Source organism: Streptomyces sp. P17 (genome assembly GCF_032436805.1).
Lineage (GTDB): Bacteria > Actinomycetota > Actinomycetes > Streptomycetales > Streptomycetaceae > Streptomyces.
In genome coordinates, this window is record NZ_JAVRBF010000022.1 from 77,761 (window position 1) to 93,415 (window position 15,655).

The window sequence follows — 15,655 nt, forward strand, 5'->3', positions numbered from 1 at the left end:
GCGAAGATGTCCGACTCGGCACACGGCCCGAGAATGGCGGTGTCAGCACTTCGCGCGCTGGATCGGAGACGCCATGAGTGACCTCAGGATTGAGCAGAAGCGCTCGCTGTCACGCCTTGAGGCGGCAGATCAGCTCGCGGCGCTCGCCTCCGCGCTGAGGCAGGGCGAGGACGCCGAGCTGGAACTGGAGCCCTGGACATTGAGCCTGCGGATCCCGTCCGAGCTGCACAGCGAGATCGAGCTTGAGGTCGGGGACGGGGAGATCGAGCTGGAGATCGAACTCAAGTGGCCGACGACGACGCCGACGCCGCCGACGACGCCCGAAGCCGGAGCCGCGAAGCGGACCACGGCAAAGCGGACCACAGCGAAGAAGGCCCGAGCCTGAGAAAGATCAAGGGCCCCGACCGTTTGGTCGGGGCCCTTGGGGTTGTGGCTGGGGCCGGGGTCGAACCGGCGACCTTCCGCTTTTCAGGCGGACGCTCGTACCAACTGAGCTACCCAGCCACGAGGCTTCCGAGGAAACCTCAGCGGTCCTGACGGGATTTGAACCCGCGGCCTCCACCTTGACAGGGTGGCGAGCACTCCAAACTGCTCCACAGGACCAAGCTGTTGCGTACGACAGTGTCGCACACGGTACTGCGTGCCCCCAACGGGATTCGAACCCGTGCTACCGCCTTGAAAGGGCGGCGTCCTAGGCCGCTAGACGATGAGGGCTATCGGCCCGCCTGGGCGCTTCTCAGCGCGTCGGGGACGTGAGAAGCATATGGGATGGCGGGAGGGATCGCCAAAACGGTTTACGGGGAGGGTGAGGGGGTCGGGGTGTTGCCCGGCTGGTTTTCCTCCGGGAGGTGTCGGCTGACCTCGGCTGTCGTCAGGCCCAGACCGCCCAGTTCGATCTCGTCCCAGGCCTGGAGGCGCTTGGTGTCCCGGTCGAAGTAGAGGATCGAGGCCTCGATCGGGTCGGGATACTTGCCCTCGACCGCTCGTAGACCGCTGCCGCCCGTCGAGCCCTCGTTGCGCAGGCGGGTGCCCTGCTCCAGGATCTCCATCCCGTTGCGGTGGAGGTGGCCCGCCAGGGCCAGCGGCACCACGCCGTCCACCTCGCGCGCCGCCGACGGTTCGTGGGCGATGGCCACGTCCACCGGGGTGCCGGCGGCCTGCTGGTCGCGCAGGGCCGAGGCGAGGCGGGCGCCGGTCAGTTCCTGGGAGGCCTCGGCGCCCGGTTTGTTCGTGCGGTCGGGGGTGAACTGGGGGTCGCCGATGCCGGCGAAGCGCAGGCCCGCGACGGTCCGGGCCCTGCCGTCGTCCAGGACGCGCACGTTCTTGAGATCTTCCAGGTACTGCTGAGTGATCATCGAGTCGTGGTTGCCCCGGACCCACACATACGGCGCGCCGAGGTCCTCGATGGGGTCCAGGAAGCCGTTCTCGGCCGCCGAGCCGTGGTCCATGGTGTCACCGGAGTCGACGATCACATTGACCTGGTACTGCTCCACCAGCGAGGCGATGATCTTCCAGCTCGCCGGGTTGAGGTGGATGTCCGACACGTGCAGCACGCGGATCGTGGTGGGGTCGGGCTGATAGGTGGGGAGGGTGGAGGTGGCGTCGTACAGCTTGGTCACGTTCGTCACCAGGCGGGCCAACTCCTTCTGGTAGACGTCGAATTCGGTGACGATGCTGCGGGCGTCGCCGACCAGGGAGGGCGCGGAGGACAGGAGTCCGGAGAACTTGGGTTCCAGGACCGAGTTCGGGTTCCAGGTGGCGGCCGCGGTGCCGCCGGAGGCGGCGAGCAGGGCGAGGGCGAGCCCGCCTGCGGCGAGGGCGCGCCGGGGGCGGCGGTAGACGGCGAGGCCCAGTGCGGTGGCGCCGGTGACGACGGCGACACAGGAGCGGATGGCCAGGTCGCGGGTGCCGCGGGCGACGTCCTGGGCGATTTCGTCCTGGAGGCCGGAGAGGCGTTCGGGGTAGTCGACCAGGGCCTGGGCGCGCTCGGGGTCGAGCTGGTCGACGTTGACGTCGAGGCGGACGGGGGCGACGTGGCTGTCCAGCTGGAGGGCACCGAGCGGAGAGACGTTGATCTTCGTGCCGCCGCTGACGGACGGGCGCAGGGTCATCGTGGTGTTCATGGGGCCGACGGACACGCGCACGTTGCCGACGATCAGCAGGCCGAGCCAGGCGCCGAGCAGCACGACGGTGACCAGGCCGAGGGCGCGGCCCCAGGGGTGGGGCTGCGGGACGAGCTGGATCGTGCTGGGTGCCTGGCGGGCGCGGTAGTGGCGGGTCAGGGCGCGCGGGACCCTTCGTATCCGGTTGGCGGCGGTCAGGACTGCGGCGGGGACGCGGGCCATTGGTCCCGTATGCCCAAGTGCGCGGGTGGATATGCCGGGCACCGGCGGCTCTCGTACGGACGTCTCGTACCGGACAATGGGCCTGTGCTGGAGATGACGCGCGAGGAGTTCGAGGAACTGGTCGCCGAGGCGCTGGACCGGATCCCGCCGGAGCTGACGCGGCTGATGGACAACGTCGCGGTGTTCGTCGAGGACGAACCGCCCGCCGACGATCCCGAGCTGCTCGGGCTGTACGAGGGGACGCCGCTGACGGACCGGGGGGAGTGGTACGCGGGTGTGCTGCCGGACCGGATCACGATCTACCGGGGGCCGACGCTGCGGATGTGCGATTCGCGGGAGGACGTGGTCGCGGAGACCGAGGTGACGGTCGTGCACGAGATCGCGCATCACTTCGGGATCGACGACGCCCGGTTGCACGCACTCGGGTACGGGTGAGCGCCCGCTGATACGGGTCGCGTGTCCTCTTGTGGGCGGGGGGAGTTGGGGAGGTTGACTCCTTCATCCTCCACCGGAGGTGGCTGCCCGTGCGCCCCTTGTACGTACCCGTCCGTCTGGCCGCCACGGTGATGGCCGTCGCCGCTGCCGCCGGCTGTATGAGCGTGGGCGACGACGGCGCCGGCGGGGGCGCGAAGCCCTCGCAGTCCGCCGGGCAGCGTGGCGGGAAGGCGCCCGATGGAGGGACGGCGGTGTCCGGCGGCGGTGCCGGGTACGGGGCCGCGGCGGCGGACGGCAAGCCGGGCAGGAGGGACGGCAAGGGGAAGGGCGACAAGGACGGCGGGGAGTCGGCGTCGCCCTCGGCGTCCGCGTCCGCCGAGCCGAGCGGGGGTGCCCCCAAGCCGGGCAAGCCGGGCGGGACGGCGAAGCCGGGGGAGCCGCCCGAGCCGCCCGAGCCGACCAAGGCGCCGCCGACGCCCACCCGCCCGGCGGAACCGACGCCGACGCCCACGCCGCCGGAGCCGACGGTCACGCCCACGCCGACGGTCGCCGAGCCGTCGTCCTCGGCGCACGGGGAGGCGGGGCCGCAGATGGTGCAGCGGGAGCCGGCTCCTCGGGCCGGGGAGCCGGTGTGACCCACGTCTAGCGGGCTCGGTTTGCCTTCGGGGGTGGGGGGTGCGTATGGTTATAGATCGTTTGATTCATTTGCCCGGCGCCATAGAAGAGCGCGCCGTGTGGCGCGTTCTCTCCCTTGCCGTGGCTGACCGCATAGAGGCGGTCGTATTGCGAAATCACGGAGTTGACGGGCGCGTGCCGACGAGACTCCGGAAGGTTTCGCATACGCATGTCCATTTCCAGTTCTGATCACATCGTCCTGCCCGAGAACGGCGAGGACGTACTCGTCGAGAACGAGACCGTCGAGGAGACCCCCGAGGTCACCTTCGCGGACCTCGGTCTCCCCGAGGGCGTCGTGCGCAAGCTCGCGCAGAACGGCGTGACCACCCCCTTCCCGATCCAGGCCGCCACCATCCCGGACGCCCTGGCCGGCAAGGACATCCTCGGCCGTGGCCGCACCGGCTCCGGCAAGACCCTCTCCTTCGGTCTGCCGACCCTGACCCGGCTGTCCGGCGGCCGTACCGAGAAGCACCGCCCGCGCGCGGTCATCCTCACCCCGACCCGTGAGCTCGCGATGCAGGTCGCGGACGCGCTCCAGCCCTACGGCGACGTCCTCGGCCTGAAGATGAAGGTCGTCTGCGGCGGTACGTCGATGGGCAACCAGATCTACGCCTTGGAGCGCGGCGTCGACATCCTCGTCGCCACCCCGGGCCGTCTGCGCGACATCATCAACCGCGGTGCCTGCTCCCTGGAGAACGTCGAGGTCGCCGTCCTCGACGAGGCCGACCAGATGTCCGACCTGGGCTTCCTGCCCGAGGTTACCGAGCTGCTCGACCAGATCCCGGCCGGCGGCCAGCGGATGCTGTTCTCGGCCACGATGGAGAACGAGATCTCCACGCTGGTCAAGCGCTACCTGACCAACCCGGTCACGCACGAGGTCGACAGTGCCCAGGGCAACGTCACGACCATGTCGCACCACATCCTGATCGTGAAGCCCAAGGACAAGGCGCCGGTCACCGCCGCGATCGCCTCCCGCAAGGGCCGCACCATCATCTTCGTCCGCACCCAGCTGGGCGCCGACCGTATCGCCGAGCAGCTGTGCGACGCCGGTGTGAAGGCCGACGCGCTGCACGGCGGTATGACGCAGGGCGCGCGCACCCGTGTGCTGGAGGACTTCAAGAAGGGCTACGTCAACGCGCTCGTCGCCACCGACGTCGCCGCCCGCGGTATCCACGTCGACGGCATCGACCTGGTGCTGAACGTGGACCCGGCCGGTGACCACAAGGACTACCTGCACCGTGCGGGCCGTACGGCCCGTGCCGGCCGCACCGGCACCGTCGTGTCGCTGTCGCTGCCGCACCAGCGCCGTCAGATCTTCCGTCTGATGGAGGACGCGGGCGTCGACGCCGGTCGCCACATCATCCAGGGCGGCGCCGCCTTCGACCCGGAGGTCGCCGAGATCACCGGCGCCCGTTCGATGACCGAGGTGCAGGCGGAGTCCGCGGGCAACGCCGCGCAGCAGGCCGAGCGCGAGGTCGCCCACCTGACCAAGCAGCTGGAGCGTGCGCAGCGGCGCGCGTCCGAGCTGCGCGAGGAGGCCGACCGCCTCGTCGCCCGGGTCGCCCGTGAGCGCGGCGAGGACCCGGAGGCCGCGGTGGCCGAGGCGCAGGCGGCGCTGGCCGCGGCGGAGATCGCCGTGCCGGAGCAGCCGGTGGCCCAGGACGTGGAGCGCGTCGAGCGTACGGAGTCCTCGGCGCCGTACGAGCGTCGTGAGCGCCGTGACAACGACCGTGGTGGCTTCCGCCGGGACGACCGTCGGGACAACGACCGTGGCGGCTTCCGCCGTGACGACCGCCGTGACGACCGTCGCGACGACCGTGGTGGCCGTTCCTTCGAGCGCCGGGACAACGACCGTGGTGGTCGCTCCTTCGAGCGTCGTGACGACAACCGTGGTGGCGGTCGTTCGTTCGAGCGTCGCGATGACAACCGTGGTGGCGGCTTCCGCCGTGACGACCGTGGTGACCGTCGTGACGACCGTGGTGGTCGCTCCTTCGAGCGTCGTGACGACAACCGTGGTGGCGGTCGTTCGTTCGAGCGCCGCGATGACAACCGCGGCGGCGGCTTCCGCCGTGACGACCGTCCGGGCCGTTCCTTCGACCGCCGTGACGAGCGCGGCGGTCACCGTGGCAGCGACCGTCCGTTCAACCGCGACCGCCAGGGCGACCGTCCGGGCTTCCGCACCGGCGGCCACGACCGCCCCAGCCACGAGCGTCCGTACGGCCGCCGTGACGACCACCGCGGCACCGGCTCCTTCGGCCGCCGCGAGGACAAGCCGCGCTGGAAGCGCAACGGCTGATCCTGAGCCGTAGACAGAAAGGCCCGCACGATTTCGGTCGTGCGGGCCTTTTTTAGCCAACCGTGACGCATGTCACAGGCCCCGCGAGGGAATCGCTGGGGACATGACAGATGACGCCATAGTGAGCGGGCCGTCGGAGGGAAAGCTCTCCGACGAAGAGCGGCTGGCCCAGCTCGGCTACACGCAGGTTCTTGCCCGCCGCATGTCGGCGTTCTCCAACTACGCGGTCTCCTTCACGATCATCTCGGTGCTGTCGGGATGTCTGACGCTGTACCTGTTCGGCATGAACACCGGCGGCCCGGCGGTGATCACCTGGGGCTGGGTGGCCGTCGGGCTGATGACGCTGTTCGTCGGGCTCGCGATGGCCGAGATCTGCTCGGCGTATCCGACCTCCGCCGGTCTGTACTTCTGGGCCCACCGGCTCGCCCCGCCCCGGACCGCGGCCGCCTGGGCCTGGTTCACGGGCTGGTTCAACGTGCTGGGCCAGGTCGCGGTGACCGCCGGTATCGACTTCGGCGCCGCGTCCTTCCTCGGCGCGTATCTGAATCTCCAGTTCGACTTCGAGGTCACTCCCTGCCGCACGATCCTGCTGTTCGCCGGGATCCTGGTCCTGCACGGTCTGCTGAACACCTTCGGCGTGCGGATCGTCGCGCTGCTGAACAGCGTGAGCGTGTGGTGGCACGTCATCGGGGTCGCGGTCATCGTCGGCGCCCTGACCTTCGCACCGGACGAGCACCAGTCCGCGTCCTTCGTCTTCGGCGAGTTCGTGAACAACACGGGCTGGGGGAGCAGCTTCTACGTCGTCCTGATCGGCCTGCTGATGGCCCAGTACACCTTCACCGGCTACGACGCCTCCGCCCATATGACCGAGGAGACCCACGACGCGTCGACGGCGGGTCCGAAGGGCATCGTGCAGTCCATCTGGACGTCGTGGATCGCGGGCTTCGTGCTCCTCCTCGGCTTCACCTTCGCGATCCAGTCGTACGAGGGAGCCCTCACCTCCCCGACCGGCGCGCCGCCCGCCCAGATCCTGCTCGACGCGCTCGGCGCGACCGCGGGCAAGCTGCTGCTTCTGGTCGTGATCGGAGCGCAGCTGTTCTGCGGGATGGCGTCGGTGACGGCCAACAGTCGCATGATCTACGCCTTCTCGCGCGACGGCGCGCTGCCGTTCTCGCGGGTGTGGCACACGGTCAGCCCGCGCACCCGCACGCCGGTTGCGGCGGTCTGGCTGGCGGCCGGCGGGGCCCTGCTGCTGGGTCTGCCGTATCTGATCAATGTCACGGCGTACGCGGCGGTGACCTCGATCGCGGTGATCGGCCTCTACATCGCCTACGTCATCCCGACGTTGCTGCGGCTGCGCAAGGGCGAGGCCTTCGAGCGGGGGCCCTGGCATCTGGGGCGCTGGTCGAGGGCGATCGGCGTGGTGGCGGTGGCGTGGGTCGCCGTGATCACGGTCCTGTTCATGCTGCCGCAGGTCTCCCCGGTCACCGCGGAGACCTTCAACTACGCCCCGGTCGCCGTCCTGGTCGTCCTCGGCTTCGCCGCCACCTGGTGGCTGGCCTCGGCCCGGCACTGGTTCCTCAACCCCGAGCACGAGCGCACGATCGCCCGCGAGGCGGCCCGCGCCGGCGCACCCGAACCGGTCGATCCGTAACCCTTCACCCACCGGACGCGGCCGTGTCCCCGATACCCGATCGGAGACACGGCCACGTCCGGCTATGCTCGTGGAGGCAACATCGCCTGGGCCCTTAGCTCAATTGGCAGAGCAGTGGACTTTTAATCCATTGGTTGTGGGTTCGAGTCCCACAGGGCCTACCGAGGCCAGGGCCGTTCTGTGGCTCTGACCAGCGGTTTCGTGGCCCCGACCAGTCCTCCTGGCCGGGGCCACGCCATGTGTGGATCCGTCTGCGTGAGCGGGTGTGCCAACAGGCAGCGTGGCTTCTTCAGCCACCGCGTCCTTGCTTGGGGTTCGCCGCCGTAGGCGTGGTCCCCTTTGTGGCGGTGATGCGCACCGCAGCATAGGTCTCATGGCCGTCGTCGGCGCGTACGAGGATGCCGAGGCGGAAAGCGGGAAAGTCGGCGGCGTGCTCATGTCCGTCGTGCAGTGATCCACGAGCCAGCTCCCGGACAGCCGCAGCGAGATCGCGGACGAGCCGGGCACCGGCCTCGAGTTGGTAGCGATCACGGTCGTTCTGGTGTCGGGGAGGAGACGCCCGACGTACGGTGTGGTGCTCAGGGGCTGGCGGTTGTTGGCGTTGTAGTGGGCTCGTGCGGCCCTCGCGGTCGTCTCCAGGGCTGAGTAGAAGTCGTCTGGTGAACCATCCTCGCGCCGCCCCGCAGCGATCAGCCAGGGCAGATCCTCGTCGGTCCAGAACGCTCCGCGCCAGCGTTGGACCTTGACCTTGAAGAGCACCTCGTCATCGATCGATCGGATGCGCTCGTGCCCGGCCCCGTCGTCGGCGAAGTGTTCCCGGGCCTTGGCCAAGATCGGATGATCCAGCTCGTCGAGCGATTCCCGGGCTGACGGTAGCGGTAGTTTCAAGTCCTCGCGGAGCGCGCGGAGGGTAGGTCGAGCGGGCCGCACGGATCAGTCGTCCTCGCCTACTCCGCCGAGTTCCTTGATCCGCTCCGGTGACAGTCCGGTGAGCAGCGAGACGCTAGATTCCACGGATCCGTCCAGCTTGCGCATCTTCTCCAACATGCTGGCCCGAACCTCCTCACGGCGGATCTCCAAGTAGGTTCGGACGGCCTCGGCGACCAGGTCCTTCTTCGTCATCCCCAGAAAATGGGCGCCGTCCGCGATCAGCTCGTCTATGGCTGCATCGACCTTCAACGGAGCGGTTGTACGGGTTGTCCGACCGCGGGCTTCCTCTGTGATTCTCATGCTCGCACCCTCTCTGATACCAAAAGGTACTCCTATTCTTCTCTACTCGCGCGCTGGGCTGGGTCGCGTCCCGCGAGGTGGTGTAAGCGATCATGCGCTTCGCCTTCCGGTACCTGGCTCGCGATGATCTCTCCGTTGGCGCGGCACGCGAAGTGGCCCGGTCAGGCGCGGGGAGTGCCTCAGCCGGTCGAAGTACCCGGCGTGACCTGCGAGTTCCGGTCCGTTGATCGGCTACACCACCCGGCGGGACGCCATCCTGGGCTGACCACGATGCGCTGCTGTGTGAGCAGCTAGGCCGCCATCGCATGTTTGCTGCCCCCAAGTGCCACAAGACGCGCTCGGTGAGGCGGCCGCCCCGAGCGCCGCCGTCGTTGCCCTGCAGTCGGCGTTCGACGCGTTCTTCTCCGCTGGCTGACCTCGGCAATGCTCAGCAGGCCGTCGTGCGTGAGCGATGCGTGAGCGGATGATGTGGCAGAGACCATCACGGCGTGGACCAAGTGCGAGGCGGCACCTACTTGACCAGGTGGTTCCGGACCCCGAAACAGAGTGGATCTGGACTGGGGCTCGTGGCGCGTGCGGCTATCCCGCTCGGTCGGTGCCCGTGTCGACGAGGATCTGTTCGGCCTGCGTAGCACTGTCCGCGCGGACGGCCTCGGCCATGGCGGCGCGCGCGGCGTCGGGCGTCGCGTGCGGCGGGATCACGAGGAGCGAGAAGAGATCCTGCTCGCCCCGGGTGATGAGGACGGTGTCGTCGCCGACCGGCGAGGAGTCGATGTGGACGACACGGTCGTCGATGGTCATCCGCGTCGGCAGCTCTTCCCAGGCGTCGGCGTCCAGGCCGACACGCGTGATCGGCCCGAGGTACTGGGTCAACGCGGTGATCAGGCTGGGAAGCTCGGCGGCGATGTCGCGGGACCGCGGCCACCACGCCCCGTCGAGCACTCCCCGCCGCTCGTGTGTCGTCTCCAGCCGTACGACGGCTGTCCCGGGGCGCACGGCCTGGTGGACGGCGTCCGGCAGGAGCCTGGTCACCCGCGGGGAGTCGGAGTCGGACATCGCCTCACCTGCCTGCCGGGCATGAGGAAACCGAGTGGCTCCCTCGTTTCACGGTACTCCGCGTCCGACGGCTGCCGGGGGCACCCGGAGTAGAGTGAAAGATCCCGCCCGTCTCATACCGGGACATCGAACTCCGAGGTCGCCATGGAGTCCACGGAAACACCTTCGGACGGGCACGCCGCGGTCCGTATCGTCGCCGCCTCCCCCGAGGTCGCCCGTCGCGTCGCGGAGGTTCTCCGCCATTGCTTCGCCGCCACCGAGCAGCGCAGCTATCCCCTGGGTGCCGAGGGAGGAACCCGCCTCGACCTCACCGTGGACACCACTCGTGCGGCAGAAGCGGCACGGTCCTGGCTGGAGACCAGCCGGTCCGAGGAGGACGGCCGCCGTACGAACTGAGGCGGCGTCCGGGGGCGCGTCACGCGGGACCGTCCGCCGCGGCCACCATGAGCGGTTCCGCGGCCTCCTCGGTCAGATCGGGCGCCACGACGACCAGGTCCCAGCGCCCCAGGCCGGGCGAGAGCAGGACGATGGTGGGCGCGGCGGATGCGGCGAGGGTCCTGTGCAGTCGTACGACCTGGTTGGAGACGAGCATCCGGCCCGGCACCACGGACCAGGTCGCCCCGTTGACGGTGACGCTGGTGATGTGGCCCCAGGCGCGCGGCAACCCGGCGAGCAGCCGGGGGAGTTCGGCGAGCAGGTCGTACGAACGGGGCCACCACGCTCCGTCGATGGGACGGGGCATGCCGCCGTGGGGTGCCAGGCGCAGCCGCAGGAGGGGATGGGAGGGAAGCGGGGGTTGCAGGGCGGTGGTCACGAGAAGCTCCTGTCGGTCGCCGTGCGGCGGAGGAACATGGCTCCTCGGCCCGTATCCCGAGTTCCGGCATACGAAAGGCCTCCGTCTTCTGCACCGTACTCCTGCCTGTGTAACAACCGCGTCCGCTCATGAGCGGCAACGCGTTGACATGGGCCGGTACCGGACGTTGACTGGCGACACGGCTCAGAGCCATGCCGCTCCGGACATCCGGCACGACGCACAGGAAAGCGGCACTTGATGATGTACGACCAGACACGCGCCCAACAGCCCGCGGGCCAGTCCCACGGCGCCGCACGCCGCGCCCCGGGCCCGGAACCGTTGGTCCCGCCGGACGAGCGGGAAAGGATCGTCCAGCGCCTCGGACGGGCCCTCAACACGTTCCCCGACACTCCGCGTGAGTCACTGGAGGAAGCCGAGGGCGCCTTCGACGATGCGATCGCCCAGCTCATGGAGGCCCTCGCCGAGCAGCGGCGTACCCTCCGCGAGGGCTGGCAGGACCAGGATCCCGAAACGCACTCCGCCGAACTCCACCTCGCGCTGAGGCAGTACCGGGAGATCACCCAGCGGCTGCTGCGCCTCTGAGTTCGCGGGGATCAGAGCGACGGGATCGCCTGGGCCAGCGCCGCCACCGCCGCCGCCAGCGGGGCGACCGGTTCGGCGAAGGCTGTCAGGCGGTCCAGGGCCCGGCGGACCACCCCGGGCTCGGGGGCGCTCTCGTCCAGTTCCTCGCGGAGCCTGCGCAGCTCCGCCCGCGGGGAGTCCTGGTCGGGGAGGCCGGCGCGGTGCTCGTCCAGGAGGCGTTCGATCAGCGCCAGGCGGTCGTGGATCTGGGTGCCGCTGACGAACACCCGGTCCTCGACCTCCAGCGCGGCGAGGCTCGGGCCGCCGTCGACGGGCGGCTCGGCGGTGGCGTGCCGTACGGCGGCCTCGCGCAGCCGGGCGCGCAGCCGTTGCACCACGTCCCAGGTGTCGAAGTCGGTGAGGGGGGTGCCGGGCCGTTCGGGCAGCAGCGGCAGCGACAGGGACCACTGCGACTGCCGTACGCCCTGGCCCACGAAGGGGGAGAACCCGCTGTAGACGGTGACATTGCCGGACTGCGCCTTGGCCACGGCCTGCACTCCGGCGATCGCCCACGACTCCCCGGGCTCGGGACCGGCCTTGGGGGAGAAGTTCTCGCGCCGCAGTGACTCGCGCAGCCGCTTGTCGACGTCCAGCTCCTCCTGGGCCATCGTCCAGTACGCCCACACCCCGCCGCCGATCACCGCCAGCAGCGGCGGAATGCCGAGGGCGTAGGAGCCGGCGAGCCAGCTCCACGGCCCCGGCAGCGGCAGCGCCGAGAGGAACAGGCCGAACAGGATCCCGGCGAGCAGCAGCCCGGCGATGGTTCCGACGAGCCACCGTGCGGCCGCCGCCGTGTCCACCGGTTCCCGTCCGCGCACGACACGCCGCGGCGCCCGGGAGGCCTTGGCCAGCGCCTTGAAGGCGAGGTTGCCGAAGACCAGCCACAGCGGGCCGAAGGCCGCGATCAGCAGGTAGATCGCGGCCAGCCGGTGGTTACGTGCCCGGTGCAGCCGGCGGGCCGCCAGGCTGTGCCGGACGACGGGCACCAGATCGACGCCGGGCGAGGGCGCGACCGCGCCGAGGTCGTCGCGCAGCACGTCCTCGACGACCCGGCGGGTGAAGGCGGGGTCGGTGTAGGCGGCCGCGCACAGGTGGCGGGTGGTGTCGCCGGGCGCGGTGGAGCCCACGACTCCGCCAGGGGCATCGGGCGAGGAAGGGGCCATGGTGCTGCTCCGTTCACGGATACGGGACATGGCTGCGCGGGCTCCGGTCCCGCCGAACACGGCTGCCAGGGCCACGCCCAGCAGCAGCCCGAAGACGAGGCCGTCCACCAGGAAGTTGATGATCACCGCGTCCGTGGGGGAGCCGAAGAACATCAGGGACTCTTCGCCGTCGGCCTTGACGACGGCCCAGGACGCCACCGTGGCGACGAGCGAGAGGATCATGCCCGCGCCGAACGCGGCGAGCCACCGGATCCCCTGGGAGGCCGGGCCGCGGGCCAGCAGCCGGGGCGCCAGTACGGCGCCGGCGAGCAGGACGGTCAGGGCGGTGTCGCCCGCGAGGTAGAGCGGCTCGCTGATCCCCTCCGAGCTGGGGGAGAGGTCCCAGGCCGGGACGTACAGCGAGCGGTGCACCAGGCTCATCAGGGGCGTGTCCGGACGCGCCTCGGTCAGGGGATCCCGCAGCCAGGGGCTGCCGAGCAGCACAAGTCCCCCGCACAGCAGGGCGGTTCTTCGCCCCGAACGCATTGATCGTCCCACGGCACCCCCCCGTCACACCCCCGGCCGCAGCACTGTACGTAGTCGAACGGCTGCGCACCAGCGGTCCGCGAGACATTCCGGGGGAGTGTCAGCCCGCCGTGAGCTCCGCCAACTCGCCCAGCGGCAGCGTGTGTTGGGTCTGGAGTACCTTGGCGCGCAGGTAGCGGACGTTGTGGGCGGTGGTGAAGACACCGGTCGGGACCCGGTCGCGGACGGCGATGCCGAGGTCTCGCAACTGCGCTGCCTTGTCGGGGTTGTTGGAGAGCAGGTCGAGTTCGCCGATGCCGAGGGCCTTGAGCATCTGGGCGGCCGCCGTGTAGTCGCGGGCGTCCTCGGGCAGGCCGAGGGCGGCGTTCGCGGCGTAGGTGTCGAGGCCCTGGTCCTGGAGGGCGTACGCGTCGAGCTTGTTGTAGAGGCCGATGCCGCGGCCCTCCTGGCGGAGGTAGAGCAGCACGCCCCCGCGCTCCGCGATGCGCTCGACCGCCTCGCGCAGCTGGGGGCCGCAGTCGCAGCGGGCCGAGCCGAAGACATCGCCGGTCAGGCACTCGGAGTGGAGCCGGACGAGCGGGACGGGGCCGGGGTCGCCGAGGACGACGGCCACGTGCTCCTGTTCGTCGGTGAGGCCGTGGAAGGTGACGAGGTCGGCGTCGACGCTGTAGCCGTCGTGGAAGCGCAGCGGGACGCGGACACGGGAGCGCGGGGTGGCGGCGGGGAGGTCGGACATGCGGGTCTCCGGTCGTCCTGGACTGATCTGCTTCATATTTGAAGCAGATCCTCGGACGTGACCCTAACCCGTGCTTGAAGTTTGAAGCAACCTGTTTGTGTGGTGCGGCTCATGCAGGGGTGTCGTCACCGGACGCGCACGGCGCCGAGCGGCGCAGCCACGGCACGTCGGCCGGCTCCCCGCCCTGCAGTGCGTGGGTGACGCCGTTGAAGATCTCCTCCAGCTGGCCCACCTGTTCCGGGGTGAGGTGATCGAACAGGGCGGCCCGGACGGTCGCGACATGACCGGGCGCCGTCCGCTCCAGCACGGTCATCCCCTCGTCCGTCAGCGCCGCGACGCTGCCCCGCTTGTCCCAGCGGCACTCCTCACGCCGTACGAGCCCGTCCTTCTCCAGCCTGGCCACGGCGTACGTCAGCCGGCTTCTGGTGATCTTCAGGCTCTCCGCGAGGTCGGTCATCCGCAGCCGGTGCTCGGGGGACTCCGAGAGATTGGCGAGGATGGAGTAATACATGTGCGGCATGCCGGCGTCATGCTGGAGCTGCCGGTCCAGGGTGTCCTCCAGGAGGAGGGTCGCACCGATGTACGCGCGCCAGGCGCGCTGCTCCTCGGGGGTGAGCCAGCGGGTCGTCATGGGTCCAGTGTAGATTTGCTTAAAACTTGAACCAAGCCCCGCCTTGAACCAAGCCCCGCCTTGAACCAAGCCCCGCCTTGAACCAAGCCCCGCCTTGAACCAAGCACCGCCTGAAACCACGTCAACCCGCCCTGACCTGCTAGTCAGCCACTCCCGCGCAGCGGGGGAACCTCAAACCAAGCCCCGCCTACCAAGCCCCGCCTACCAAGCCCCGCCTACCAAGCCCCGCCTACCAAGCCCCGCCTACCAAGCCCCGCCTACCAAGCCCCGCCGGCCCCGCTGGAGCGTCGATGCCTCTCCCCTACGTCCTGCTGTCGGCCGCCGTCTCCCTCGACGGCTACCTGGACGACACCGGCCCCGAGCGGCTGCTGCTCTCCAGCCCGGCCGACTTCGACCGGGTCGACGAGGTACGGGCCTCGGTCGACGGGATCCTCGTCGGCGCGGGCACGATCCGTGCCGACAACCCACGGCTCCTGGTCAACTCCCCGGCGCGGCGCGCGGCGCGGGTCGCGGCGGGGCGGCCGGAGTATCCGCTGAAGGTCACGGTCAGCGGCAGCGGGGAGCTGGATCCCGGGGCGAACTTCTGGCACACGGGCGGCGAGAAGGTCGTCTATACGACGGAGAAGGGCGCGGAGCGGGCCCGGGCCGTGGGCCTGGCCGCGGACGTGGTGTCCCTGGGCCCCGACCTGGACTGGCGGCTGCTGCTGGAGGACCTGGACGCCCGGGGCGTCAGGCGGCTGATGGTGGAGGGCGGCGGACGGATCCACACCCAACTCCTCCAGGAGGGCCTGGCCGACGAGCTCCACCTCGTGCTCGCCCCCCTGTTCGTCGGCGACCCGTCCGCGCCGCGCCTCTTCGGGCCCGGCGGGTACCAGCAGGGCCGACTGCGGCTGATCGAGTCCCGCCGTATCGAGGACGTGGTCCTGATGCGCTACGAACCGACGGCCCCCGGCGCCGGCACGCGGTCCACGGCCGCCGACCACCACTGGCTCCGCCTCGCCTGCGAACTGGCCGAACTGTGCCCGCCCTCGCGGACGGCGTTCAGCGTCGGCGCGGTGGTCGTGGCGTCCGACGGTACGGAACTCGCGCGCGGGCACTCCCGGGAGGGCGACGACCCGGTGGTCCACGCGGAGGAGGCGGCGCTGGCGAAGATCGACCCGGCGGACCCGCGTCTTGCCTCGGCGACGGTGTACAGCAGCCTCGAGCCCTGCGCCCACCGCGCCTCCCGCCCGGCGCCCTGTGCCCGGCTGATCCTGGAGGCGGGGGTACGCAGGGTGGTCACGGCCTGGCGTGAGCCGGACACGTTCGTGGTGGACGCCGACGGGAGCGGGCTGCTGGCGTCGGCGGGGGTGGATGTGGTGGTGCTGCCGGAGTTCGAGGACCGGGCGAAGGCACCGAACGCGCACCTGCTGGGCTGAGGCGCCGGGGTGTTTCGCCCCCCCCCGCCGCCCCTACCCGTCCCGTCCCCGGGGGC

At 70.4% G+C, this 15,655-nt stretch carries 15 protein-coding genes and 4 tRNA genes; 9 read left to right on the forward strand and 10 right to left on the reverse strand.

Annotated elements, in window-relative coordinates; translation table 11 throughout:
* Positions 1–73 precede the first annotated feature (73 nt).
* The gene (locus RMT89_RS16505) at positions 74–385 is read left to right on the forward strand and encodes an amphi-Trp domain-containing protein (protein WP_315884506.1); all 312 of its coding nucleotides are present in this window, start codon (positions 74–76) and stop codon (positions 383–385) included.
* A 45-nt stretch (positions 386–430) separates the two neighbouring features.
* Here RMT89_RS16505 and RMT89_RS16510 read toward each other — a convergent pair.
* The 4 genes from RMT89_RS16510 to RMT89_RS16525 form a co-directional block, all read right to left on the reverse strand.
* Positions 431–504 (reverse strand) — tRNA-Phe (locus tag RMT89_RS16510).
* A gap of 24 nt (positions 505–528) precedes the next feature.
* A tRNA-Asp gene (locus RMT89_RS16515) sits at positions 529–603 on the reverse strand.
* Between the two features lie 38 nt (positions 604–641).
* Positions 642–714, reverse strand: a tRNA-Glu gene (locus RMT89_RS16520).
* An 80-nt stretch (positions 715–794) separates the two neighbouring features.
* Entirely contained in the window at positions 795–2,345 is a 1,551-nt protein-coding gene (locus RMT89_RS16525) for a metallophosphoesterase (RefSeq protein WP_315884507.1), read from the reverse strand.
* Positions 2,346–2,429: 84 nt separating this feature from the next.
* Between RMT89_RS16525 and RMT89_RS16530 the strand changes: the two genes are divergently transcribed.
* From RMT89_RS16530 to RMT89_RS16550, 5 genes are all read left to right on the forward strand, one after another.
* Positions 2,430–2,780: a metallopeptidase family protein gene (locus tag RMT89_RS16530; protein WP_041819691.1), complete on the forward strand. Its 351-nt coding sequence runs from the start codon at positions 2,430–2,432 to the stop codon at positions 2,778–2,780.
* Positions 2,781–2,869: 89 nt separating this feature from the next.
* Positions 2,870–3,415 (forward strand): hypothetical protein, encoded by a 546-nt coding sequence (locus RMT89_RS16535; protein WP_315884508.1) that lies wholly within the window; start codon positions 2,870–2,872, stop codon positions 3,413–3,415.
* 209 nt (positions 3,416–3,624) lie between these two features.
* A complete protein-coding gene (locus tag RMT89_RS16540; RefSeq protein WP_315884509.1) occupies positions 3,625–5,751 on the forward strand; it encodes a DEAD/DEAH box helicase in 2,127 nt (708 codons plus the stop codon).
* A 103-nt stretch (positions 5,752–5,854) separates the two neighbouring features.
* Complete coding sequence (locus tag RMT89_RS16545; RefSeq protein ID WP_315884510.1) at positions 5,855–7,405, forward strand: amino acid permease; 1,551 nt, start codon at positions 5,855–5,857, stop codon at positions 7,403–7,405.
* An 88-nt stretch (positions 7,406–7,493) separates the two neighbouring features.
* Positions 7,494–7,566, forward strand: a tRNA-Lys gene (locus RMT89_RS16550).
* Between the two features lie 772 nt (positions 7,567–8,338).
* Here the strand turns inward: RMT89_RS16550 and RMT89_RS16555 are convergent.
* Positions 8,339–8,584, reverse strand: a complete 246-nt coding sequence (locus tag RMT89_RS16555; protein ID WP_315884511.1) for a hypothetical protein — start codon at positions 8,582–8,584, stop codon at positions 8,339–8,341.
* A 630-nt stretch (positions 8,585–9,214) separates the two neighbouring features.
* On the reverse strand, positions 9,215–9,691 hold the full coding sequence (locus tag RMT89_RS16560) for a DUF5994 family protein (protein ID WP_315884512.1): 477 nt from the start codon (positions 9,689–9,691) through the stop codon (positions 9,215–9,217).
* 144 nt (positions 9,692–9,835) lie between these two features.
* On the opposite strand from RMT89_RS16560, the gene RMT89_RS16565 reads away from it, so the two are divergent.
* Positions 9,836–10,087: a hypothetical protein gene (locus tag RMT89_RS16565; protein WP_315884513.1), complete on the forward strand. Its 252-nt coding sequence runs from the start codon at positions 9,836–9,838 to the stop codon at positions 10,085–10,087.
* 19 nt (positions 10,088–10,106) lie between these two features.
* Here the strand turns inward: RMT89_RS16565 and RMT89_RS16570 are convergent, their stop codons facing one another.
* On the reverse strand, positions 10,107–10,505 hold the full coding sequence (locus tag RMT89_RS16570) for a DUF5994 family protein (protein ID WP_315884514.1): 399 nt from the start codon (positions 10,503–10,505) through the stop codon (positions 10,107–10,109).
* Positions 10,506–10,742: 237 nt separating this feature from the next.
* Between RMT89_RS16570 and RMT89_RS16575 the strand changes: the two genes are divergently transcribed.
* Entirely contained in the window at positions 10,743–11,087 is a 345-nt protein-coding gene (locus tag RMT89_RS16575; protein ID WP_315884515.1) for a hypothetical protein, read from the forward strand.
* Between the two features lie 11 nt (positions 11,088–11,098).
* Here the strand turns inward: RMT89_RS16575 and RMT89_RS16580 are convergent, their stop codons facing one another.
* From RMT89_RS16580 to RMT89_RS16590, 3 genes are all read right to left on the reverse strand, one after another.
* Positions 11,099–12,826, reverse strand: a complete 1,728-nt coding sequence (locus RMT89_RS16580) for a hypothetical protein (protein WP_315884516.1) — start codon at positions 12,824–12,826, stop codon at positions 11,099–11,101.
* 88 nt (positions 12,827–12,914) lie between these two features.
* A complete protein-coding gene (ribA, locus tag RMT89_RS16585) occupies positions 12,915–13,550 on the reverse strand; it encodes a GTP cyclohydrolase II (RefSeq protein ID WP_315884517.1) in 636 nt (211 codons plus the stop codon).
* Positions 13,551–13,659: 109 nt separating this feature from the next.
* The gene (locus tag RMT89_RS16590; protein ID WP_315884518.1) at positions 13,660–14,181 is read right to left on the reverse strand and encodes a MarR family transcriptional regulator; all 522 of its coding nucleotides are present in this window, start codon (positions 14,179–14,181) and stop codon (positions 13,660–13,662) included.
* A gap of 290 nt (positions 14,182–14,471) precedes the next feature.
* Here RMT89_RS16590 and RMT89_RS16595 point away from each other — a divergent pair, with 290 nt between their 5' ends.
* A complete protein-coding gene (locus tag RMT89_RS16595) occupies positions 14,472–15,599 on the forward strand; it encodes a dihydrofolate reductase family protein (RefSeq protein ID WP_315884519.1) in 1,128 nt (375 codons plus the stop codon).
* The last annotated feature ends 56 nt before the right edge of the window (positions 15,600–15,655 follow it).

What these genes read in the sequence shown, in the direction of transcription:
- RMT89_RS16590 (WP_315884518.1), bottom strand. Translation starts at nt 14,181, where the DNA reads ATGACGACCCGCTGGCTCACCCCCGAGGAGCAGCGCGCCTGGCGCGCG.
- RMT89_RS16560 (WP_315884512.1), bottom strand. Translation starts at nt 9,691, where the DNA reads ATGTCCGACTCCGACTCCCCGCGGGTGACCAGGCTCCTGCCGGACGCC.
- RMT89_RS16505 (WP_315884506.1), top strand. Translation starts at nt 74, where the DNA reads ATGAGTGACCTCAGGATTGAGCAGAAGCGCTCGCTGTCACGCCTTGAG.
- RMT89_RS16565 (WP_315884513.1), top strand. Translation starts at nt 9,836, where the DNA reads ATGGAGTCCACGGAAACACCTTCGGACGGGCACGCCGCGGTCCGTATC.
- RMT89_RS16525 (WP_315884507.1), bottom strand. Translation starts at nt 2,345, where the DNA reads ATGGCCCGCGTCCCCGCCGCAGTCCTGACCGCCGCCAACCGGATACGA.
- ribA (WP_315884517.1), bottom strand. Translation starts at nt 13,550, where the DNA reads ATGTCCGACCTCCCCGCCGCCACCCCGCGCTCCCGTGTCCGCGTCCCG.
- RMT89_RS16540 (WP_315884509.1), top strand. Translation starts at nt 3,625, where the DNA reads ATGTCCATTTCCAGTTCTGATCACATCGTCCTGCCCGAGAACGGCGAG.
- RMT89_RS16545 (WP_315884510.1), top strand. Translation starts at nt 5,855, where the DNA reads ATGACAGATGACGCCATAGTGAGCGGGCCGTCGGAGGGAAAGCTCTCC.
- RMT89_RS16575 (WP_315884515.1), top strand. Translation starts at nt 10,743, where the DNA reads ATGATGTACGACCAGACACGCGCCCAACAGCCCGCGGGCCAGTCCCAC.
- RMT89_RS16595 (WP_315884519.1), top strand. Translation starts at nt 14,472, where the DNA reads ATGCCTCTCCCCTACGTCCTGCTGTCGGCCGCCGTCTCCCTCGACGGC.